The 20,271-nt window shown below is 62.7% G+C and carries 11 protein-coding genes; 7 read left to right on the plus strand and 4 right to left on the minus strand.

The features are described 5' to 3' along the window. The first annotated feature begins 3 nt into the window (after nt 1-3). The 4 genes from ACSEXS_RS11245 (at nt 4) to serS (ending at nt 10,797) form a co-directional block, all read left to right on the plus strand. Entirely contained in the window at nt 4-4,212 is a 4,209-nt protein-coding gene (locus ACSEXS_RS11245) for a UvrD-helicase domain-containing protein (protein ID WP_438433323.1), read from the plus strand. Between the two features lie 142 nt (nt 4,213-4,354). After that, on the plus strand, nt 4,355-5,566 hold the full coding sequence (locus tag ACSEXS_RS11250) for an exonuclease SbcCD subunit D (protein ID WP_438433324.1): 1,212 nt from the start codon (nt 4,355-4,357) through the stop codon (nt 5,564-5,566). After that, nucleotides 5,563-9,039, plus strand: a complete 3,477-nt coding sequence (locus tag ACSEXS_RS11255; protein WP_438433325.1) for an AAA family ATPase — start codon at nt 5,563-5,565, stop codon at nt 9,037-9,039. Before ACSEXS_RS11250 ends, ACSEXS_RS11255 begins: the two co-directional genes overlap by 4 nt. A gap of 456 nt (nt 9,040-9,495) precedes the next feature. Further along, entirely contained in the window at nt 9,496-10,797 is a 1,302-nt protein-coding gene (gene serS / locus ACSEXS_RS11260; RefSeq protein ID WP_438433326.1) for a serine--tRNA ligase, read from the plus strand. A 17-nt stretch (nt 10,798-10,814) separates the two neighbouring features. Here serS and ACSEXS_RS11265 read toward each other — a convergent pair whose 3' ends face one another. Beyond that, the gene (locus ACSEXS_RS11265; RefSeq protein ID WP_438433327.1) at nt 10,815-11,438 is read right to left on the minus strand and encodes a GyrI-like domain-containing protein; all 624 of its coding nucleotides are present in this window, start codon (nt 11,436-11,438) and stop codon (nt 10,815-10,817) included. 159 nt (nt 11,439-11,597) lie between these two features. Here ACSEXS_RS11265 and ACSEXS_RS11270 point away from each other — a divergent pair, with 159 nt between their 5' ends. Next, the gene (locus tag ACSEXS_RS11270) at nt 11,598-11,930 is read left to right on the plus strand and encodes a PadR family transcriptional regulator (protein ID WP_438433328.1); all 333 of its coding nucleotides are present in this window, start codon (nt 11,598-11,600) and stop codon (nt 11,928-11,930) included. Further along, entirely contained in the window at nt 11,927-13,318 is a 1,392-nt protein-coding gene (locus ACSEXS_RS11275) for an FtsW/RodA/SpoVE family cell cycle protein (protein WP_438433329.1), read from the plus strand. Before ACSEXS_RS11270 ends, ACSEXS_RS11275 begins: the two co-directional genes overlap by 4 nt. Nucleotides 13,319-13,821: 503 nt before the next feature. Here the strand turns inward: ACSEXS_RS11275 and ACSEXS_RS11280 are convergent. Next, nucleotides 13,822-14,139, minus strand: coding sequence for an NIPSNAP family protein (locus tag ACSEXS_RS11280; RefSeq protein WP_438433330.1), 318 nt, complete (start codon nt 14,137-14,139; stop codon nt 13,822-13,824). A gap of 213 nt (nt 14,140-14,352) precedes the next feature. After that, complete coding sequence (gene nadB / locus ACSEXS_RS11285) at nt 14,353-16,005, minus strand: L-aspartate oxidase (RefSeq protein ID WP_438433585.1); 1,653 nt, start codon at nt 16,003-16,005, stop codon at nt 14,353-14,355. Nucleotides 16,006-16,230: 225 nt separating this feature from the next. Between nadB and ACSEXS_RS11290 the strand changes: the two genes are divergently transcribed. Next, nucleotides 16,231-18,795 carry a helix-turn-helix domain-containing protein gene (locus tag ACSEXS_RS11290; RefSeq protein ID WP_438433331.1) on the plus strand — a complete coding sequence of 855 codons (2,565 nt, stop codon included), beginning with the start codon at nt 16,231-16,233 and terminating at the stop codon, nt 18,793-18,795. 581 nt (nt 18,796-19,376) lie between these two features. Here ACSEXS_RS11290 and ACSEXS_RS11295 read toward each other — a convergent pair. Then, nucleotides 19,377-20,204 carry an SDR family NAD(P)-dependent oxidoreductase gene (locus ACSEXS_RS11295; RefSeq protein WP_438433332.1) on the minus strand — a complete coding sequence of 276 codons (828 nt, stop codon included), beginning with the start codon at nt 20,202-20,204 and terminating at the stop codon, nt 19,377-19,379. Nucleotides 20,205-20,271: the final 67 nt, after the last annotated feature.

A 20,271-nucleotide genomic window follows, 5' to 3' on the forward strand; every position in this document is an offset into this window, starting at 1 on the left:
GCGATGGACATTCGAATACCGATACCGGCGAAGCCAACCGGCACGACCTGGACGGACGAGCAGTGGCAGGCCATCGCCTGCCGCGGCTGCGACACGCTCGTTGCGGCTGCGGCGGGCTCGGGCAAGACGGCGGTGCTGGTCGAGCGGATCATCCGCCGCATCAGCGACGAGGAGCATCCGCTCGACGTGGACCGGCTGCTCGTCGCCACCTTCACGAATGCGGCGGCTTCGGAGATGCGCGAGCGGATTCGCGCCGCTCTGGAGGTCGAGCTGACGCGAAACCCCTCTTCGCGCCATCTGCGTTCGCAGCTTGCGCTATTGCCGAGGGCAGCGATCACCACGCTGCACTCCTTCTGCCTGGAGGTGATCCGCCGGCATACCCGTTCGATCGGCCTCGATCCCGGGTTCCGGATTGCCAACGAGACGGAGGCCGAGCTCATCAAGCAGGAGCTGATGGAGGAACTGGTGGACAGCCGTTTTGCCGCCGCGGCGGAGAACGACGGCTTCTGGCTGCTCGCCGACGGCTTCGGCGGCGAGAAGGGCGACGGCCAGCTGTTCCGCTTGATCGGAACGCTGTACGAAGCTTCCCGCAGTCATCCCGCGCCTGCGGCATGGCTGACCGGGATGGCGGCCCGCTTCCGGGGCGGAGAGGGGGCGGACGCTTGGTTTGCCAGCCTGGCCGGCGACGTGCGGCTGGAGCTGTCGGCGATCGCCGGACTGCTGGAGCAGGCGGACCGGATCGCCGCACAGCCGGCCGGACCCGCTCCGTACCGAAGCGGTCTGGCGGAGGAAGCGGCGGTGATCCGCGAGCTGATCGGGCTCGCGGATGGGGAATGGGACCGCCTGCAGCAGGCTGCACAGCAACCGGTCTTCGGCAGGCTGAAGCCCTGCCGCGGCGATGCTTACGACAAGGGGCTGGTGAAAGCCGCCCAGGAATTGCGGGACGCGGCGAAGAAGCGCTGGAACCAGATGAAAGCCGAGCTGTTCGACCGCAGCCGGGCCGACTACGAGGAGGAACTCGTCGCGATGGCTCCGGCGATGGAGGCGCTGGCCCAGCTGGTGCTCGATTTCGCGGACCGGTTCGGGGAAGCGAAACGGGACCGGGGGCTGGTGGACTTCTCCGACCTTGAGCATTATGCCTTGCAAATTCTCAGCGCAGGGACGGCCGAGGACGGAACGCCTCTGCCCTCGGAGGCGGCGCTGGATTATCGGCGTCAATTCGAAGAGGTGCTGCTGGACGAATACCAGGACACCAACCGCGTCCAGGAAACGATCGTGGCGCTGGTTGCGCAGCCCGGATCGGGCAATCGCTTCCTGGTGGGCGATGTCAAGCAGAGCATCTACCGGTTCCGGCTCGCCGAGCCCGGTTTGTTTCTTGCCAAGTACAAGGCCTACCGGACTTCTCCCGGAAAAAGCGTGAACCCCGCCTCCGCGCGAGAAAATCTGCGCGAAGACGGACGGGATGCTGCGCAGGCAGCGGAACGGGCGGCCCGGCGGGAGGCGGCGGGGCTTCGCATCGACCTGGCGCGCAACTTCCGCAGCCGCACTCCGGTGGTGGACGGCGTCAATTACCTGTTCCGGCAGATCATGGAGGAGCGGGTCGGCGAGATTCGCTACGACCGCAGCGCCGAGCTGGTGGCCGGTGCGGCTTACCCCGAGACGGACGCCGATCTGGCCGTGGAGGCTCTTCTGCTGGATAAAGCGGGACATGCGGCGCCGCCTGACTCCCCGGATAAAGCCCACGGCGAAGAAGCCGGCGGCCAAGGCTCCGGGGATGTAGCGGCAGCGGACAGCGGAACGGAGGCGGACGGCGGCCGACCGGGCCTGGAACCGGAGACGTCCGGCGACTCCGATCCGGATTCCTCCCCGGACAGCACCTTTGCCGAGGAGATGGGCGCGCTTACCCGGCAGGAGCAGGAGACGGCCCGGCTGGAAGCGCGCCTGATCGCGGAGCGGATTCATCGGCTGATGGGCAAGGGCTGTCCCGCCTTTCCCGTCTCTGCGAAGGGAACCGGTCAGACGCGTCCGCCCGCCTATCGGGATATCGTTATCCTGCTTCGGTCGACCGCGGGCTGGGCGCCGATCTTCGCCGAGGAGCTTGCCAAGGCGGACATTCCGGTTTATGCCGAGCTGGGGACGGGATTCTTCTCGGCCATGGAGGTCGAGGTGATGCTGTCGCTGCTTAAGATCATCGACAACCCTTACCAGGACATTCCGCTGGCCGGAGTCCTGCATTCTCCCCTGTTCGGGCTGACCTCGGACGAGCTGGCGCAGCTCCGGGTTAGGCAGCGTAAGGGCGCGTTTTTCGATGCGGTGCTGGCCTATGCGGGGAAAGGCAGCCTGTCCGGGCAAGGCGGCAGGAATGCGGCGGATGGGCGCAAGGAAGGCGGCTTGGGCGGCAAGCATGGGAGATCCATGGCCGGAGAACCCGAAGCGGGTACGCTCGATCCCGGGCTGGCGGAGAAGGTGGCCGGCTTCCTTCAGCGGCTGGAAAGCTGGCGCCGGGCCGCCCGGCAGACACCGGTGGCCGAGCTGGTCTGGAGGCTGTACCGGGAAACGCGGTTTTACGATTTCGTCGGCGGGCTGCCGGGCGGCGTGCAGCGGCAGGCGAATCTGCGCGCTCTGCATGACCGGGCCAAGCAGTATGAGGAAACCTCGTACCGCGGCCTCTTCCGCTTCCTGCGGTTCATCGGCCGGATGCGGGAGAGCGGCGGCGATCTGGGGGCGGCCCGCTCGCTCGGCGAGCAGGAGGATGTCGTCAAGATCATGACCATCCACAAGAGCAAGGGCTTGGAATTCCCCGTCGTCTTCGTCGCCGGGCTGTCCAAGGTCTTCAACCGGCAGGACTTGAACGGAGCTTTCCTGCTGCACAAGGACCTCGGGTTCGGACCGAAATTCATCGACTTGGATTTGCGGTTGTCCTATCCGAGCCTCGCTTCTCTGGCCATTCGACGGCGCCTCAGGCTGGAAGCCCTGGCGGAGGAAATGCGGGTGCTCTACGTTGCCTTGACCCGGGCCCGGGAGAAGCTGATCCTCGTCGGGACCGTCAAGGACGCGACGAAGGCGGCCGGCGGCTGGCTTCGCGCGGCTTCCGGGGGAGGGGAAATCCTTCCCGACTACGAGCTGGCGGCGGCGTCCTGCTACCTCGATTGGATCGGTCCGGCCCTCATCCGCCATCCCGATGCGGAGGCGCTGCTCGCGGCAACGGGAACCGCTCTGGCTCTGCCGGCGGCGGCCGATCCCTCCCGCTGGCGGATAGCGGTCCTGCCGGCCGACCTCTATGCGGAGGACGGAAGCACGGCGGAATCCGCCGCCGAAAGCGGCACGGCTTGGCTGGAACGGCTGGGCCTCGGTCCCGACCAACCGCCGGCCGATCCCCGCCTCGCGGCGGAGGTGAATCGGCGATTGTCCTGGACGTACCCGCACGCGGCGGTGACGCAGCTCGTCTCCAAGACGACGGTCAGCGAGCTGAAGCGCCTGTCGGAGCGGCTGCCGGCAGCCGACGAGACCGGCGAGACGGACACCGACGGCCGCCGGTCGATTCCCGGGGCTCCGGGCTTTCCGGCATCGACGGACGGAGACGCCCGTTCGGAGCGGCCGGACTTACGCGGCGCAACCGGCCCAAACGCCATCGGGTCGGCTGCATTCCGCCGACCCCGGTTCGTTGAGAAGCGCGCCTTGAACGCGGCGGAGCGGGGAACCGTGTACCACGCCGTCATGCAGCGGCTTACGCTGCACCCCGGTCTCGCGGAGGAGGATATCATGCGCACCGTCCAGGAGATGGCGGCCCGGCGGCTACTCACGCAGGAGCAGGCGGCGTCGGTGGTTCCCGCCGAGCTGTTCCGCTTCTTCGAGACCGAGGTCGGGCGGCGGCTCTTGTTCTCCGACCGGGTGCGCCGGGAGCTTCCCTTCAGCTTGAAGCTGCGGGCCGAGGAGCTCGCGCCGGGAGCGGCGGGAGAAGACGCCGGGGAGCCGGTGCTCATGCAGGGCATCCTGGACTGCTTGTTCGAGGATGCGCGCGGACTGGTGCTGCTCGATTACAAGACGGACGCCTTGTGGAGAGAGGGCGCAAGCGAGCGGGCGGAGCGGTATCGGCTGCAATTGTCCTTGTACGCCCGGGCGGTTCGGGATATTCTCGGCCGCGATCCGGACGAAATCGTCGTTTATTTCTTCGATCGGGCAGAGGCGGTCAGCCTCGGCCGACTCGGTTGATGCCGGGGCCGCCTGCGTGCGGCCCCGAGCCGGTTTATATCCGCCGCTTTCCCGGGGGAAGCGGCGAAGCCCCGGCAGCGTTCGGAAGGCCGGAGGCGAAACGGAAGATCAAGCTGCAAGCAGTGCGGTTAGGAGGCTATTCATGCGAATTTTACATACGGCGGATTGGCACCTCGGGCGGACGCTGGAGGGGCGAAGCCGGTTGGAGGAGCAGGAGCGGTTTATCGACGAGCTGATCGGCATCGTCCGCGAGGAGGAGATCGACCTGGTGCTCCTGGCGGGAGATGTCTACGACACGGTAAACCCTCCCTCGGCGGCGGAAAAGCTGTTTTTCGACGCTTTGTCCAGGCTGTCCGAGAACGGCAGGCGGCACATCGCGGTCATTGCCGGCAACCACGACAATCCGGAGCGGCTCGCCGCTGCGGCTCCGCTGGCCGCGAGCCACAGCATCGCCCTTGTCGGGATGCCGATTTCCGAATTGCTGGAGTTCGGCATTCCCCGCACCGGCGAGCGGGTGCGGCTGATGGCCTTGCCGTATCCGTCGGAGTCGCGGCTTAAGACCGTCTTGTCGGAGGAGGCGGACGAGGCGCTGCTGCAAGCGGCCTATGCCGACCGGGTCAAGGCGCTCGTCGCGCGCCAATGCGCCGGCTTCCGGCAGGACAGCGTCAATCTGCTGATGAGCCATCTGTTCGTGTTCGGCGGTGACACGAGCGATTCCGAGCGGCCGATCCACCAGCTCGGGACCGCCTATGCGGTGGATACGGATGCGCTCTGCGCGGGGGCGCAGTATGTGGCGCTCGGGCATCTGCACCGGCCGCAGCGGCTGACGGCGGCGGACCCCATCCGTTACTCCGGCTCGCCGCTCGCCTACAGCTTCTCGGAGGCCGGTCAAGCGAAGACGGTCACGGTGGCGGAGCTTGCGCCGGGAAAAGAAGCGGTCATCCGCGAAATTCCGCTGTCGAGCGGGCGGCCGCTGGTGCGTTGGAGAGCGGCCGGAGGGCTGGCCGAGGTCCACCGCTGGTTGGAGGAGGATCGCGATCCGCAGGCCTGGATCGATCTGGAGCTCCAACTGGACGATGCGATGTCGATGGAGCAGATTCAATCCCTGCGCAGAGCGCGGGAGGGAATTGTCCACATTCGGCCGGTCTATTCCCGCGAAGCATCCGAGCTGCGCGCGGAAACCGGCGAGAAGCTGCCGATCGACGAGCTGTTTCGCCGTTTCTACGCCCGTCAGACCCGCGGAGCCGAGCCCGAGCCGGAGCTGGTGCAGCTGTTCCTGGAGTTGCTGCAGGAAGAGGACGACGAGGAAACGGAGCGGGAGACCGCCGCGGGCAAGGAGGAGGCGAACGCATGAAGCCGATCCATCTTTCGCTGTCGGGCCTGCAGAGCTACCGGCAGAAGCAAGAGGTTGATTTCCGCGAGCTTAACGGCTCGGGGGTGTTCGGGATATTCGGACCGACCGGCAGCGGCAAATCGACGATCCTCGATGCGATTACCTTGGCCTTGTTCGGCGAGGTGGAACGCGCGGTCAAGGGAACCCAGGGGATCATGAATCACGCCGAAACGGTGCTGGCCGTTTCCTTTACGTTCGAGCTGACCAAGAAGCAGGGGGCGGAGCGCTACCGGGTCGAGCGCCAGTTTAAGCGCGGGGACGAGGTGTCGCTGTCGTCGTCGGTCTGCCGGCTCATTCGCTACCGGGACGACGAGCAGGTGGTGATCGCCGACAAGCACAAGGACGTGAATGCCAAGGTGCAGGAGGTGCTCGGCCTGTCGATGGCCGATTTCACCCGCGCGGTGGTGCTGCCGCAGGGCAAATTCGCCGAATTCCTGGCGCTGAAGGGCAAGGAGCGGCGGGAGATGCTGCAGCGGCTGTTCCACCTGGAGGCCTACGGCGAGCAGCTTGGCCGCCGCCTCGCTTCGCGGCTCAGCCAAGCGAGGCAGGAGCGGGAGCGGATTCTCGCCGAACAGCAGGGGCTCGGCGAAGCCTCGGCGGAAGCCGTCGAAGCGGCGAGGCTGCGGCTTGCCGATGCGGAGGCGGCAGAGAAGGACTGTCGCCGGGCGAGGCAGGAGGCCGAGAAGCTATTCGAAGAGCTCCGCCAACTGCGCGAGTGGCAGCAGGAGGCGGAGCGGTACGAGCGGGAGGCGGCCGAGCTCGACGGACAGCGAGAGGCCTGGCAGGAGCGGGCCGACCGGCTGGAGCGCTCGGCGCAGGCCGCGCTGCTCGTTCCGCTGTTGGACGCTCTGGAGACGGCCGAGCGCCGGGAGGCGGAATGCGCCGCCGGCCGGACGCGGCTTGAGGAGGAGCGGGTCCGCGCCGCCGCCGGGCATGAAGCCGCGCGGCTCGGCTATGAAGAAGCCCGCCGGGAATGGGCGGCCGAGGACGCGCCCTTGCAGGTGCTGCTGGAGCAGCTCGGCCAGGCGCTCGCCCAGGAGCGCGAGATGAAGGCGCTCGCCGAACGGGAACGGGAGCTGCGCGCCCGGCTGACAGAGCTGGAGCGCCGCTGCGCGGAGGATCAGGCCCGGCTGGAAGCCGAGCGCGGCAAGCAGGTTCGCGCGGCGGCCCTGCAGACGGAGCTGCGCGGGCAGCTTGCCGCGGCGGAGACGCCGCCGGACGAGCGGGAGAGGCTGCGCCGGGCGGAGCGCGCCGCGCAGGAGCTGACGGCGGCGAACGCCCGGGCCGCCGAGCTCGCCGCGCAGGCCGAGGCCGCCGCGGCAGCCTCGGCCCGGCTGCGCGCCGCCGCCGCAGACGATGCCGCACGCCGGGCCGACGCGGCGGCGGGACTTGCCGCGGCATCGGCCCGCGGCCGGGAGCTCGCGGCGGCGCTGGAAGCCGCCGGCTCGCGGCTGGCCGGGCTCGGCGCGGAGGCAACGGCGGCGGCGGAAGCGGACCGCCGCGCGAACGCCGCCCGCGAGCGGCAGCGGCTGGCCGCCGAGCTGGCGCACGCGCTGACGCCGGGCGAGCCCTGCCCGGTCTGCGGCTCGCTTGAGCATCCGGCTCCGGCCGGCGCGGAGGAGGAGGCGCCGGAAGACGGCGCCGCCGAACTCGACCGGCTCGCTGCGGACTGTCGCGAGCGGGAATACGCCGCCCGGCAGGCGCGCCTGGAGCTGGACGCGCTGCTGCGGCGGCTCGCGGACGCGGCGGCGGTAGCGGCCGAAGCCGCCGCTGGAGGCTCGCGCACCGCTGCGGCGGCTGCCCCGCGCTCTGCGCCGGCTGCCTTCGCAACGGCGGCGGAACCGTTCGCCGCGGCGGAGGCGGCAAGCGCCGGCGATTCGACTGCCGCGGCCGCCACAATCGCCGCTCAAGCGGATGCCGCCTGCACCGGGCTCGTCGCCTGCGAGCGCGAGCTCCGCGGCCTCGCGGCCGAAGCCGAGCCGCTGCTGGCCGAGGCGGGCGAGCTGGCCCGCCGGCAGGCGGAACTCGCCGCCCGGCTGGCGGCCGGCGAAGAAGCCGCGGCCGCCGAGGCTCTCCGGCACGAAGCGGCCCGGGCTCAGGCGGCGGCCTTGAGCGCCGCTTGGGCGGAAGCGTTCGGCGGCCGCAGTCCCGAGGAGCTGGCGGCGGAATGGGCGGCGCTCGCGGAGAAGGACCGCACGGCCGGCACGCTGCGGGACCGGCTGCGCAACAGCGAGCCGGTCATGGAGACCCTGGCCTCGGGCATAGCCCGGCTGCAGCAGGAGCTGGAGGAGCAGGGGCGGCAGACGGTCCGCCTGGAAACGGAAGGGGAAGCCCTGCGCCGCCAGTTGGAGGAGATGCGGAGCCGACGGAAAGAGCGGGTCGGCGAGTCCGACGAGCCCTTGGAGGAGCGAATGGCCCGGGCGCAGAACCGGCTGGACACCTTGCGCCGGCGAGAGGAAACCGCGCGGCAGACGCTGGAACGGGAAGCCGCTTCTCTTGAAGCGGCCGGACAGCGGGCGGCGGCGGCCCGGCAGGCGTTCGATTCGGCAGCGGCGGCCCTCGCCGACAGCCGCGAACGCTGGGAAGCCGCCCGGACGGGAACGCCGTTTGCTTCGGCGGAGCAGGTTCGTCTGGCCCGGCTGGACGCGGAGACCGAAGCGCAGTGGAAGCTTGGTCTGCAAACCTACCGGGAGCGGAGCGCTCTGCTTCGCGAACGGCAGGCCGAGCTGTCCCGGAAGCGGCAGGGTCGGACCGTGTCCGACGAAGAGTGGCGGCAGGCGGAGGAACGGCTCGCCTCCGCCCGGGCCGAGGACGAGGCGGCGCTGGAACGGCGGGCCCGGGCCGAGCGCGACCGGGAGGATGTGGAAGCCAAGCATCTCCAGTGGCAGCGGCTGGCGGAGCGAAACGGAGAGCTGCAGATCGACTTGGATCGGATGGCCAAGCTTCAGGCTGCGCTGAGAGGAAATGCGTTCATCGACTTCGTCGCGAAGGAGCAGCTTTTGCAGGTGACGCGGGCCGCTTCGGACCGCCTCAGCGAGTTGACCCGGAGGCGATACGCCATCGAAGTCGATTCGGAAGGGGGCTTTGTCATCCGGGACGACGCCAACGGCGGCATCCGCCGGCCGGTCGGGACGCTGTCCGGCGGCGAGACCTTCCTGACCTCGCTTTCCCTGGCGCTCGCCCTCTCGGCGCAAATCCAACTGACCGGCGAATCGCCGCTGGAATTCTTTTTCCTCGACGAGGGCTTCGGCACGCTCGACCCCGATCTGCTGGACACGGTCGTCGGAGCGCTGGAGCAGCTTCAGCTGGATAATCTGACAGTCGGCGTGATTAGCCACGTTCCCGAGCTTCGGGCCCGCCTGCCCAAGCGGTTGATCGTCGAGCCGGCGGAACCGGCCGGCGGCGGCAGCCGCATCACCTTGGAAACCTTGTAGAAGAATGAACGGAAGGCTGAGCCGTACCGTAAGAGATAGGAAATCAGGAACCTGGGTATTAACCGCAAGAACCGCAAGAACCGCAAGAACCGCAAGAACCGCAAGAGCTGCGGTCCTGCGCCTCTTGCGCCCCGGGTTCACCTATGGTATAGTTGCCGATAACATATCCCCATTCGCCGATGATGAGATTCCAACTCGGAGGCGTTCTCGCCAGGTAATCGCAGGCGTACCTGGGAGCGGCGAGCGCAGTTCCCGCCGTTTCCGGCCCGAAGGCTAGGGGCCCGCCGCGATTCTCCAAGTGAACCGGACCGCCCGTTACCGCGGAACCAAGAGGTTCGAACCCGCATTCGCCGGTTCGTTCAAGTTGGGTGGCACCGCGAGCGAAGCGCTCCTCGTCCCAAACGGATGAGGGCGCTTTTTGTTTTGCCATCCCCATAGAACGAAGGAGTGTAGGCGATGTTGGACATGGTGCTCATTCGGCAGCAGCCGAAAAAGGTGCAGGAGACGGCGGACCGCAAGGGAATCGCCCTGTCGGTGGAACGAATTCTCAGGCTAGATGGACGGAAGAGAGAGCTGCAAAAGGAGACGGAAAGCTATCGGCGGGAGCGCAACGAGCGGAGCGAGCAGATCCGGCAGCGGATTCTGAGCGCGACCAAATCGGAGCTGCTCGCGGAGCGGAACGCGGTCAAGCGACTCAATGCCCAGCTTGCAGAGGCGGAGGCTGAGCTGGGGGAGGTCGTCCGGGAGCTCAACGCGCTGCTCTTGCTCGTTCCCAATCTCGTCTCGTCGGACACGCCGACGGGGCAGTCGGACGCGGATAATGTGGTGATCCGGCAGGCAGGAAAGCCGCCGGTGTTTGCCTACCCCCTCCGAGACCACGTCGAGCTGGGCGAGTCGCTCGGGTTGATCGACATCCCGCGCGGCGTGAAAGCCGCCGGAACCCGCAGCTATTACCTGACCGGCATCGGGGCGCTGCTCCATCGGGCCGTGCAGCAGCTCGCGATCGATCTGCTGCTCGCACGGGGCTTCACGCTGATGGAGGTGCCGCTGCTCGCTCGGCCGGAAGCGATGACGGGAACGGGCTTTTTTCCCTTGGGAGCCGATCAGGTGTACCGGATTCCCGATGAGGATAAATGCCTCGTCGGCACGTCGGAGGCCCCGCTTGTCGCCTTCTACAGCGGCGAGGTGATCGACGTGGCTCGGCCGATCCGGCTCGCGGCCGCCAGCACCTGCTTCCGCAGCGAGATCGGCTCGGCCGGACGCGATGTGCGGGGGCTCTACCGGGTCCACCAGTTCGCCAAAGTCGAGCAGGTCGTGCTCTGCGAGGCGGACGATGCCCTGTCGGAGCAGTGCCACGCCGAGATTACCGCCAACGCGGAGGAGCTGCTGCGGCGGCTGGAGCTGCCTTACCGGGTCGTATCGGTCTGCATCGGCGACATGTCGCAGAAGACCTACAAGCAATACGACATCGAGACGTGGATGCCCAGCCGGGAGGCTTACGGCGAGACGCATTCGTCGTCGAACCTGGGCGAGTTCCAAGCGCGGCGGGCCAATATCCGCTATCGGGACAAGAAGGGGAAGCTGCGCTACTGCCATACCTTGAACAATACGGCGGTGGCGACGCCGCGCATCCTGATTCCCCTGCTTGAGAATCATCAGAACGAAGACGGTTCGGTCAACCTTCCCCGGGCGCTCCAGCCTTACATGAACGGACTCACGGCCATCCATCCGAAGGACGCAGGGCGAGGACGGAATTAGGACGGAATTAGCCTGAATTAAGCCGGATTGACCCGGTAACGGAGCACGGTTTTCAACCGGCTCGGCTCCGTTTTGCGAAAATCGTTCAGGTAGATTTCCCGATGTTCGAGGCTGCGTAAAGAGAGACCGCGCTCATCGATGAACCGGTGCATCCGCTCAAAGCTCCGCGGTTCATCGTCGAACGGGCCGATATGCAGCAACTGGACGCTGAGCCCGTCTTCCACGGTCTCCAGCCTCACCTCCGGCAAGAGGGGGTGGGGCTTTTTTTGTCGAACCAGCGAGAGAGCCCGTTCCGCGACCTCCTCTGTGATAAAATCCGGCTGCCGGATCATCAGCGTATAGATCAGCCGGTCCTTGTCCAGCTTCGCGCCTGGGGGCGTGTCGGTCGGCAGACTGTACAGCCCTTCCAACGGATAAACCGTATAATCCCCGTAACCTTCCGGCCTGTAGCCGGATTTGGGCATCATCCGAACTGCGTAGGAGAGCGAATACAGCACCCCGATCCGCTCGGCGAAATCCGGCGCATTCGGGTTGCCCGTCCCGTCGATCGCCCAAAACCGCCATGCGGGAATCTCCAGCAACTCGGGCTGCTCGCCCGGCAAATAAAAGCTCTTCTCTAGCTTTCGCCATTCGTTCTTCATGTCGCGAATTCATCCCTTTCCGGTTTCGTTGATACTTACCTAACAAGCCTAACCGAAGAAACCGGACAGCCGCTTGTCCGGTTGGCGGATGCGGCTTGACAATTACTATACATAGATTTACTATGCATAGTATATCTATGCTATGGAAGGAGGATTCGGATGCGGATCGGCAAGGAACTGATGAAGGGCAGCACCGCCACCCTGATCCTGACTTTGCTCGCGAGGCGGCCCATGTACGGCTACGAGCTGTCCAAGGAGCTGGAACAGGATTCCGGTGGCCTGTTTGCTTTGAAGGAGGGAACGCTGTACCCGATTCTGCACCAGTTGGAGGCGGATGGCAGCGTGGAGGCCGAGTGGAGCGAAGAGGACGGCCGTAAGCGAAAATACTACCGGGTCACCGCCGCGGGTAAGCGTCTCCTCACGGAGAAGACGGCCGAATGGCGGCTGTTCCGCAGCACGGTCGATCGGGTTCTCGGGGAGGAGACGCCATGAACGGATTGGAGCAACTGCCTCAGGTAACGGCCTACCTGGACCGGGTCTGTTCACAGGTTAGGGCCAAGCCGCTCCATCGCGAGCTCCGCACGGAGCTGTCCGACCACCTGAGCGAAACTGTCCGCGAGCTGGAAGCGGAGGGCTGGAACGCGGAGGAGGCCGTTCGGCAAGCTTTGTTCCAACTGGGCGACGCGGATCGGATCGGCCGCGAGTTCAACCAGGCGCACCGTTCGCGCCCGGATTACGGTATATGGGCGGCGCTTGCGATGCTTGCGGCATTCGGTTCGCTGATGTCGTTCGCTTATTTTACTGCGGTGGACAAGCGTTATGGCACTGTTTTTGGCCCCCGTCAAACCCTGTTTGCGTTAGCGGGGTTCCTGCTCCTGCTGCCGCTCAGTCGGCTTCCGTACCGGATTCTGGCCCGCGCTTCGGTGCCGCTGTACGCAGCAGCAATCGGCATATTTTTCTATACTCAACTATCCTGGCCCAATGGGAGGCTGCTGATCGAGCTGGGCTCCAATTTGTTCGATGTTTCTCACCTGATCGGCAGCTTGTTCTTGACTGCATTCGCCGCTTGCGTCTTCTCGAGGCCATGGCGCAAGCCGGGCTGGCGCGGAATTCTCGCCGTCTTCCTCTTCGTGCTGTTGTTCTGGCTGGTACCCGGGATCGTGTATGCACGAGCCAACGATTTTAGCGAGCTCCTCTTGTACGGGCTGACGGCAGCCGTCATTTTGGCTGCGGCTTTGGGCAAACGCAATCGCGGCCTGCGAAGGGATGGGCGGGGATCTCTGCAAAATGCCGATGGGAGGAAACGGAGGAGCTGGGCGGCTGTCCGGACGGCAGCGATGGCGGGGATCGTGTGCCTGTCGCTGACCCCGTTTGTCGCGTTCTTCCGGTATGCTCCGTTTCGCCCCCTCCAAGAGCGATTTTGGGGAGGAGAGAGCAACTACCAGCTCATTCAGGCAGGCATGGCCATGCAGGAAGGCGGTTGGACCGGACACGGCTTCGGGGCGACCTTGAAGACCCTTCCCGTCCTGTACAGCGATATGGCGTTTCCGTATCTGGTGTACAGCTTGGGCTGGGGGGCGGCCTTGTTGTTTATCGCCGTCCTTCTGTATGTGGGCCTTCGTATGGTCCGGACCGTCCTTGCTCTGCGCGACCCGTTCGGCCGCTGTCTGGCAGCGGGGATCGTTGCCAACTTTGGAATTCAAGCCGTATGGAACATCGCCATGTGCTTCGGTCTGCTGCCCATTATCGGCGTCGGCGTGCCCTTCTTGTCTTACGGCCCGATGCTGCTCCTGCAGCAATTCATCTCCTTCGGCGTCCTGCTCAGCGTGTTCCGCCGACGCGACCAAATCCCCTCTCTTCCCGCCGAAGCGGAGGCCTGATCTGGTTTCGGGCTCGCGTGATGAAACCAGGCATCGCCGTTTGGTGCTCTGTCAATCACCTAAATATACGGCAAATGAAATATTAATTGAGCAGCGGGTATTTGGTGTTTCCTGCTCGATTTCTCGCGCAAGCGACCCTCGATTTAAATGTCTAAGTATCACATCGACTTCGTAATCATGCTAGGTATGCTGGATTTGACGTATACAGATATATCGCGGTGAACCATACCACAAGTAACGGCGAAACTTAAACCACTCCAAGCATCTCGTGTCAATCGTAAACACATGCGCGGCGATTTGTGAACAGGTATGCGGAGTGCGGGGAACCCTGGTCTTCATCGCCCGGTCGGAGCGAGCGGAACTTTATGAAGCGGAGCAAGCCGCGCAAGACGGTGATTAATCTAACAATTGCTGTCGAAGGGAGCTTAAATGAAACGAAGCCCGGCGGCTAGCCTTTGCCGCTGGGCTTCGTTCAAATATATCCACTGCTAGGGCAAGCGACGTTAACGCCTAAAAAATTCGGCCCGTTTCATAAATATTTCCTCTATCTTCGCTATGATCGGACCGCTTTCCTCGGACTTGCGCTGCACCTCGACCCATTCCGGATCTTGCACAAACGTGCCCCACTTCAGCTGCCGATCTTCCATATTCTTGTATTCCACCACGTAATACAGCTTCGGTTGCCCAGTCTGATCGATCCAGAAATCGGCCACTTTTATATCCAGCCGCTCGAAAATACCGAGCGTGTGCCGCTCGAATCGCTGCTGAATCGCATCCATTCTCCCTTCATGAATCGTATAAATGCGCAGCTCGTATAACATGTACATTCCCTCGCTTCCGTAATAAACGTATGGTTTGATCGTTGGGCTGTTTCCTGCCAGTTCACATGATTGGCGACTACACATGGCAACAGAGCAACCAGGTGGCACCCGGTAAGTTCAGGCCGTTACGCCCGGTCAGCGACTCTTGCCGTACGATTATTTCCGTTTCGTGAGGCGGCCCTAGCTGCTCCATCGACTCCACCCCGCCGCGGCTCAAACCTGCGGCGTATCCGTTCGCGGTTCAGCTCCAGCCGCTTGAATGCTCTCCTCCAACTGTCCCTCGTGCGTTAACCGAAAGACGATGTGGCGTATCCAGCGGTCGTCGTCACGCTTCGGGTAATCGATCCGATAATGTCCGCCGCGGCTCTCTTCGCGTCGCAGAGCGGCTTTCGTAGTTAGCAACGCGCAAGTAAGCAAATTGGCAAATTCATATTCTTCCTGCTTCGTTAATACCCCGTCAAAGAACGCGACTTGCCGCTTCAGCTCGTCCAATCCGCGTCGAAGCCCCTTCGCATCGCGCCTTATACCGGCTTCGCGCAGCATGATTTTCTGCAGCTTCAGCCGCTTTTCCACAATCGACTGCCGCGGCGGCTCTTGCCGGTGCGTCGCCGCGCAGAGCTGCTGCACCCCGTGGCCCAGCAGCGGCAGCGCTGCGATCTGCCCGATAATGCGGCGGCCGAACACAATCGCCTCCGACAGCGAATTGCTGCCCAGCCGATTCCCCCCGTGCACGCCAGTCGACGACACTTCGCCGCAGGCGAACAACCGTTTCACCGCTGTCTCCCCATGCAGATCCGTCTTGACGCCGCCCATCATGTAGTGCGCCGCTGGTGCAACCGGGATCCAGTCCGTGGACAGATCGAGCCCATATTTCAGACAGAAGTCGTAGATGGTTGGAAAGCGGCGCTTGACGAATTCTTCCGATTCATACGTAATATCAATGTGGACAAACGTCGACTTCGTTGCTTCCATCTCATCGAGAATAGCTCTTGCTACAACATCGCGCGGAGCCAGTTCAAGCTGCTCGTGATATCGGGCCATGAAGCGCTCGCCCTTCGTGTTGCGCAGGATCGCACCCTCGCCGCGCACCGCCTCGGATATCAGAAACCGCGGCGCACCCGGATAGCACAAGGCGGTCGGGTGGAACTGGACAAATTCGACGTCGCGAATTTCCGCACCGGCTCTGAGCGCGATCGCAATGCCGTCGCCCGTAGCAATGTCCGGATTCGTCGTATAGCGGAACAGTTGTCCTGCCCCTCCGGAGCAGAGAATCGTGGCGTCCGCCTCCACCACGACTCGTGTCCCATCCGGCTTCTGCACAAGCGCGCCGCGGCATTCGCCGTTCTCGGTCAACAGATCGATCACATAATGGTCATCCCACAGCTCGATGTTCGGGTCCTGCTTCGTCCGTTCCGACAGCGAGCGCACGATTTCCGCCCCCGTCGCATCCCCATGGGCATGCAGGATACGTCGATGGCTGTGTGCCCCTTCTTTCGTCAAGGCCAATTCGCCGTTCTCCTCGTCAAATACGGTCCCCATCCGAATCAGGTCACGGACGCCGTCCGGCCCTTCGTGCACAAGCACGCTTACCGCTGCTTCGTCACACAAACCCGCTCCGGCAACCAAGGTGTCTTGCCTATGAAACTCCGGCGAGTCTTCATCGGAGATGACCGCCGCGATGCCGCCTTGGGAGTATCGGGTATTGCTATCGAGCAGCGATTTTTTCGTAATCATTACCACCGACTTCGTCTCGCTCGCTTTAATCGCCGTAAACAAGCCGGCAATCCCCGCCCCAATGACGATCACATCCGTCCGGACGCGAGGGAGCTTCTGCACATCGAAATCAACCAAATAGCGTGGGAACATCATTCTTTTGATACTCCGCGGATTTGCCCTTCATGAATGCGATGCGTACGAATGGCATGCCGCATTCCTCCTTCTCGTTTTCCCTTAGTCTTTTCCTCACGCTTACTCGGCGTGTTCGGTATGATTGAATCTTAGCACGATGACGTCTATGCTAAGAATACAGGCGAGTTCGTACGAAGAGTTCGTGTAAGTTCGTGTAAGTTCGTGTTACCGGGGGGAGAATAAATGGCAGGTAATCAAACGGAACGGATATGGCCGGAAGAGATGATTCGCAAACTGCGGCAGAGACCGGGCCCGGCCGGAAGGGCGAAGCTGCGGCAGATCGATCTGTCCAAGCGGATCGGGGTGGAGATAAGGACGATTCAGCAGTGGGAAAATGGCGAACGGCTGCCGAGCGCTCATAATCTGCAATTGCTGATTCAACTTTTTGTCGTTGATCAAAAGTTTCTTCGTGGATCCGAGCGCGAGGAGGCTCAGTTGCTTTGGGAGACGGTCCGTCGATTCCATGACGACAGGTCAGGAAACAACCGGAGATATCCCCTTTTTGACGAACAATGGTTCGAGGCGATTCTCGCAGCTGCTTCTGCGGGTAGAGAGGCTGACGTTCACTCCGGAATCCGATCGGCAGGTTCGCCGGCACACAGGACCGATGAATCGCCGCGAAGTGCTACCGCACCATATGGAGCAACGAATCTACCAAGCAGAATGTCCTCATTTATCGGCCGCCTCGAACAGGTCTGGGAGATTCGGCAACATCTTGCCGATTCCCCCCTCGTCACGCTCGCGGGTGCCGGGGGAAGTGGCAAGACGCGCCTGGCGTATAAGGTCGCATCGGACGCCTGCCATTCTTATCCCGACGGCGTGTGGCTGTTCGAGCTCGCTTCGGCGATGGATACGCTCTCGGCGCTGAGAATCATCACTTCGGTATTGGGCGTCAAGGAACAGAAGGGAAGGCCGCTTATCGAGTCCTTGCTCAACCATATCCGGAACAAATGCATGCTTCTCGTGTTCGACAACTGCGAGCACTTGATCGATTTCTGCTCTTCTCTCATCGAGCGGTTGTTGTCGGCCTCCCCTAGGGTCGCCATTTTGGCCACCAGCCAGGAGCCGTTGAACATCGGCATGGAGCGCGTATGGAGGATTCCGCCGCTCACGTTCCCCACGGAGAATGAGCTGCGGGATCGTGCGTCAGATGACGCCATTCTGTCCTGCGAGTCCGTTCAGCTGTTTATCGAGCGCGCGACCGCCGTATCTCCCTCCTTCCGCATATCGGAAGCGGATGTGAAGATCGTCGGGCGAATCTGCAAACGTCTGGAGGGCATCCCGCTGTCCATCGAGCTGGCAGCCGCCCGGACGAACGTGCTCAGCATCGAGCAACTCGACGAACGGCTGTCCGATATGTTCGCCGTCCTTACAGCCGGGAAGCGAACGGCCGCACCCCGTCATCAATCGCTTCGAGCCACCCTGGAATGGAGCTTCGCCCTGCTCACGGAGCAAGAGCGGCAGCTGCTGCGGCAGCTGAGTGCTTTTACCGGGGGATTCGAGCTGGAAGCGGTCGAACAGATCTGCGTGGATGAGGAATCGAACCCCTCGCTCGGACGGTTCGATCGCCAGGAGGCCTTAAGCTTGGTTGCTAGCCTATTCAATAAATCGTTCCTATCTGTTGATTTGGCGAGTAGCGGACCTAGGCGCAGATATGCGATGCTCGAGACGATTAAACAATTTGGAAGCGAACAATGGGAGAGGCACTGCACCGGCGAGGAACGCGAACGGATGATCCGCCGCTTCGTCGAGCACTACTGTCGATTCGTAGAAAGAGCGGAACGGGGGTTCCGCAGTCGAGACCGGGATGCCGCATTCGTGGCGATTCGGCGGGAATACGCCAACATTCGCTCCGCGCTGAAATTAGCCTGCGATCATCCGCGGGCGGAAGCTGCAATACGAATGGCGTCCTGCTTCTATTATTACTGGCTGCATGAAGGGACCTTGCAGGAAGGATCCGCGCAGCTGCGTGCGGCTCTGGCGACGCACAGTCAAACTTCCGTTCAAGAACACGCGGTAAAAGCGAAGCATGGTCTTAGCGTGTTGCTGTGGGTCATGGGAGAAGTCCAGGAAGCCGAAGACCTGACCAGACAAAGCGCGGATGAAGCTCGCAAGCTCGGTCATCCGGCGCTCCTGGCATCTCAGCTTCGTATGCTTACTCAGCTGGCATCGCATTCGGGCTTGACGGACGAAGCGATTCGGCTAGCAGAAGAGAGCGTGCTGCATGCCAGGAATTCAGGCGACGATTGGAGCCTTGCGTCATCCTTAGGTTCTCTGGGTTACATCCTGGTGGCGCAGCAGTGGGAACGGGCGGAACCCTTGCTCGTCGAAAGTGCCGCGCTATTCGAGAAAGCAAAAGACGACTTGGAGTTGTCGGGACCTTTTCGGGCCTTGGGATATATTGCGTTAAACCGGCAGAAACCCAGAGAAGCGTTGGCACTTTTCAAGAGAGGCATCGCCATCTGCCAAACGTATCCGGGAACGTGGTTCCTCGCGCGAGGAGTCGAGGGACTTGCAAGCGCGTTGTGCGGGCTGGGAGAATACCGGGCGGCCGCTACGCTGATCGGAGTCTCCGAGAAATTACGAGCCAATCTTGGCTCCGCGGCCCAGCCCCAGTTTCAATGGATTTACGAGCAGGCGAAACGAACCTGCAGGCTAGAATGCGGCGATGCGCCGTTTAACGAGGCCATTGCGATTGGAAGAGGAATGACGAGAGAGCAGGCCGTTTCTTTTGCGTTAGAGGTGTAGGGGCATTCCTTGTTGCGCCGTTTGTCGAGCAACGCTTGGTATTTTCTTCTTCGGCGGCAGCGAGTCGCTGTCCGATTTTAATTCAGCCACTCCGAACTTCCAACACCGCTGGTTTTTATATAGTTGTTCTTCTCAACTTTCGAAAAGCATGCTTTTTGAAACGGTCAAAAACCCCTATCTTATCCGTCCCAAAATGTCTGCCACACAGGGCCACCATCTGTTTCGCCTCCCCCTGTAAAAAGCCTGACATGACCAAGCCCTCTAAAGTAGAGAATTTTAAAGTGGTTTATTGGCGTGGGTGTGATTGAGCAGAAGCTTAAAACGTGGGGGAAAGCGGCAGCCGATAAAGTCACGGCGATCATTAGCGAAGGTGAAGCTTGGCGGCCATAGGGCCGCCATTTGTTTTCGCCGATAGCCCCGTTAAGCTGAACCATATCACAAGCAGGGCAAAATTTAAGGGTATAACAAGGAACCTCTTCGAAAAAGTCGGAGAGGTTCCTTGCGAAAATAGAAAGCTGGTTGGTTATCGGATATATTCTGCTGAGTGATATTGATGTCCGCTCCAGTCCAATGGCAACGGCTTAATGCATAGGGTTGCCTTGCGCTGCATTCGAGACCGTCTCCCAGGCTTCCCAGGTAGCCAGACGGTCGGCATAGATGCCGCGTGCCAAAGGCAAGACTTCCGAGCCGAGCGCAAATCGTAGGGGAGGTTCCGCTGCGTCCACGATCTTGAGAACGGCTTCTGCAGTCGCTTGAGGATTGCCGCGTTTTTCGTTTGAAAGACGCGTGAACACCTGCTTCCGTACATCGGCATAGACGTCCATTTCCGGTACCCGCTTACCTGAAGCGCCAAACTCGGTCGCATAGGCACCGGGTTCGAGCAATGTCACCTTAATCCCAAAGTCCTTGACCTCTTGCGCCAGACTTTCGTGAAGTCCTTCGATCGCCCATTTGGAGGAGCAATAGAAGCCGATGAGCGGCCTTGCCTCGATCCCAAGGGCGCTTGAAACGCTGAGCAAATGCCCGCTGCCCTGCTTACGCAACAATGGCAAGGCGGCTTGGATGACTCGAAGATAACCAAAGTAGTTCGCATCAAACAGAGCGCGGACATCGGCTTCGCTTGCCTCCTCGACCATTCCGACCAAGGTATAACCGGCATTGTTGAGGACAACGTCCAGCTTGCCGAAATGGGAATGAGCCTGCTGAACAACTTGGCGAACCTGTTCAGCATCCGTTACGTCGAGCGCCATGGGAAGGACGAGATCTCCGAAACGTTCCTTCAAATCGGAAACGTCTTCCAATTTGCGGGCGGTAGCCGCTACCTCATCTCCACGCGCGAGCGCGGCCTCTGCCCATATGCGGCCTAAACCGCGAGAGGCTCCCGTGATGAACCAGACTTTTTTGTCCATGGCGTACTCCTCCTTTAAATTCCCTGTTCGGTGTGGGATACTTAAATTAAAACATCCAAATACGGAA

Source organism: Gorillibacterium terrae, from assembly GCF_051594785.1.
GTDB lineage: Bacteria > Bacillota > Bacilli > Paenibacillales > NBRC-103111 > Gorillibacterium.

What these genes read in the sequence shown, in the direction of transcription:
- ACSEXS_RS11265 (WP_438433327.1), bottom strand. Translation starts at nt 11,438, where the DNA reads ATGAAGAACGAATGGCGAAAGCTAGAGAAGAGCTTTTATTTGCCGGGC.
- ACSEXS_RS11290 (WP_438433331.1), top strand. Translation starts at nt 16,231, where the DNA reads ATGGCAGGTAATCAAACGGAACGGATATGGCCGGAAGAGATGATTCGC.
- serS (WP_438433326.1), top strand. Translation starts at nt 9,496, where the DNA reads ATGTTGGACATGGTGCTCATTCGGCAGCAGCCGAAAAAGGTGCAGGAG.
- ACSEXS_RS11295 (WP_438433332.1), bottom strand. Translation starts at nt 20,204, where the DNA reads ATGGACAAAAAAGTCTGGTTCATCACGGGAGCCTCTCGCGGTTTAGGC.
- ACSEXS_RS11280 (WP_438433330.1), bottom strand. Translation starts at nt 14,139, where the DNA reads ATGTTATACGAGCTGCGCATTTATACGATTCATGAAGGGAGAATGGAT.
- ACSEXS_RS11275 (WP_438433329.1), top strand. Translation starts at nt 11,927, where the DNA reads ATGAACGGATTGGAGCAACTGCCTCAGGTAACGGCCTACCTGGACCGG.
- ACSEXS_RS11250 (WP_438433324.1), top strand. Translation starts at nt 4,355, where the DNA reads ATGCGAATTTTACATACGGCGGATTGGCACCTCGGGCGGACGCTGGAG.
- ACSEXS_RS11245 (WP_438433323.1), top strand. Translation starts at nt 4, where the DNA reads ATGGACATTCGAATACCGATACCGGCGAAGCCAACCGGCACGACCTGG.
- nadB (WP_438433585.1), bottom strand. Translation starts at nt 16,005, where the DNA reads ATGTTCCCACGCTATTTGGTTGATTTCGATGTGCAGAAGCTCCCTCGC.
- ACSEXS_RS11255 (WP_438433325.1), top strand. Translation starts at nt 5,563, where the DNA reads ATGAAGCCGATCCATCTTTCGCTGTCGGGCCTGCAGAGCTACCGGCAG.
- ACSEXS_RS11270 (WP_438433328.1), top strand. Translation starts at nt 11,598, where the DNA reads ATGCGGATCGGCAAGGAACTGATGAAGGGCAGCACCGCCACCCTGATC.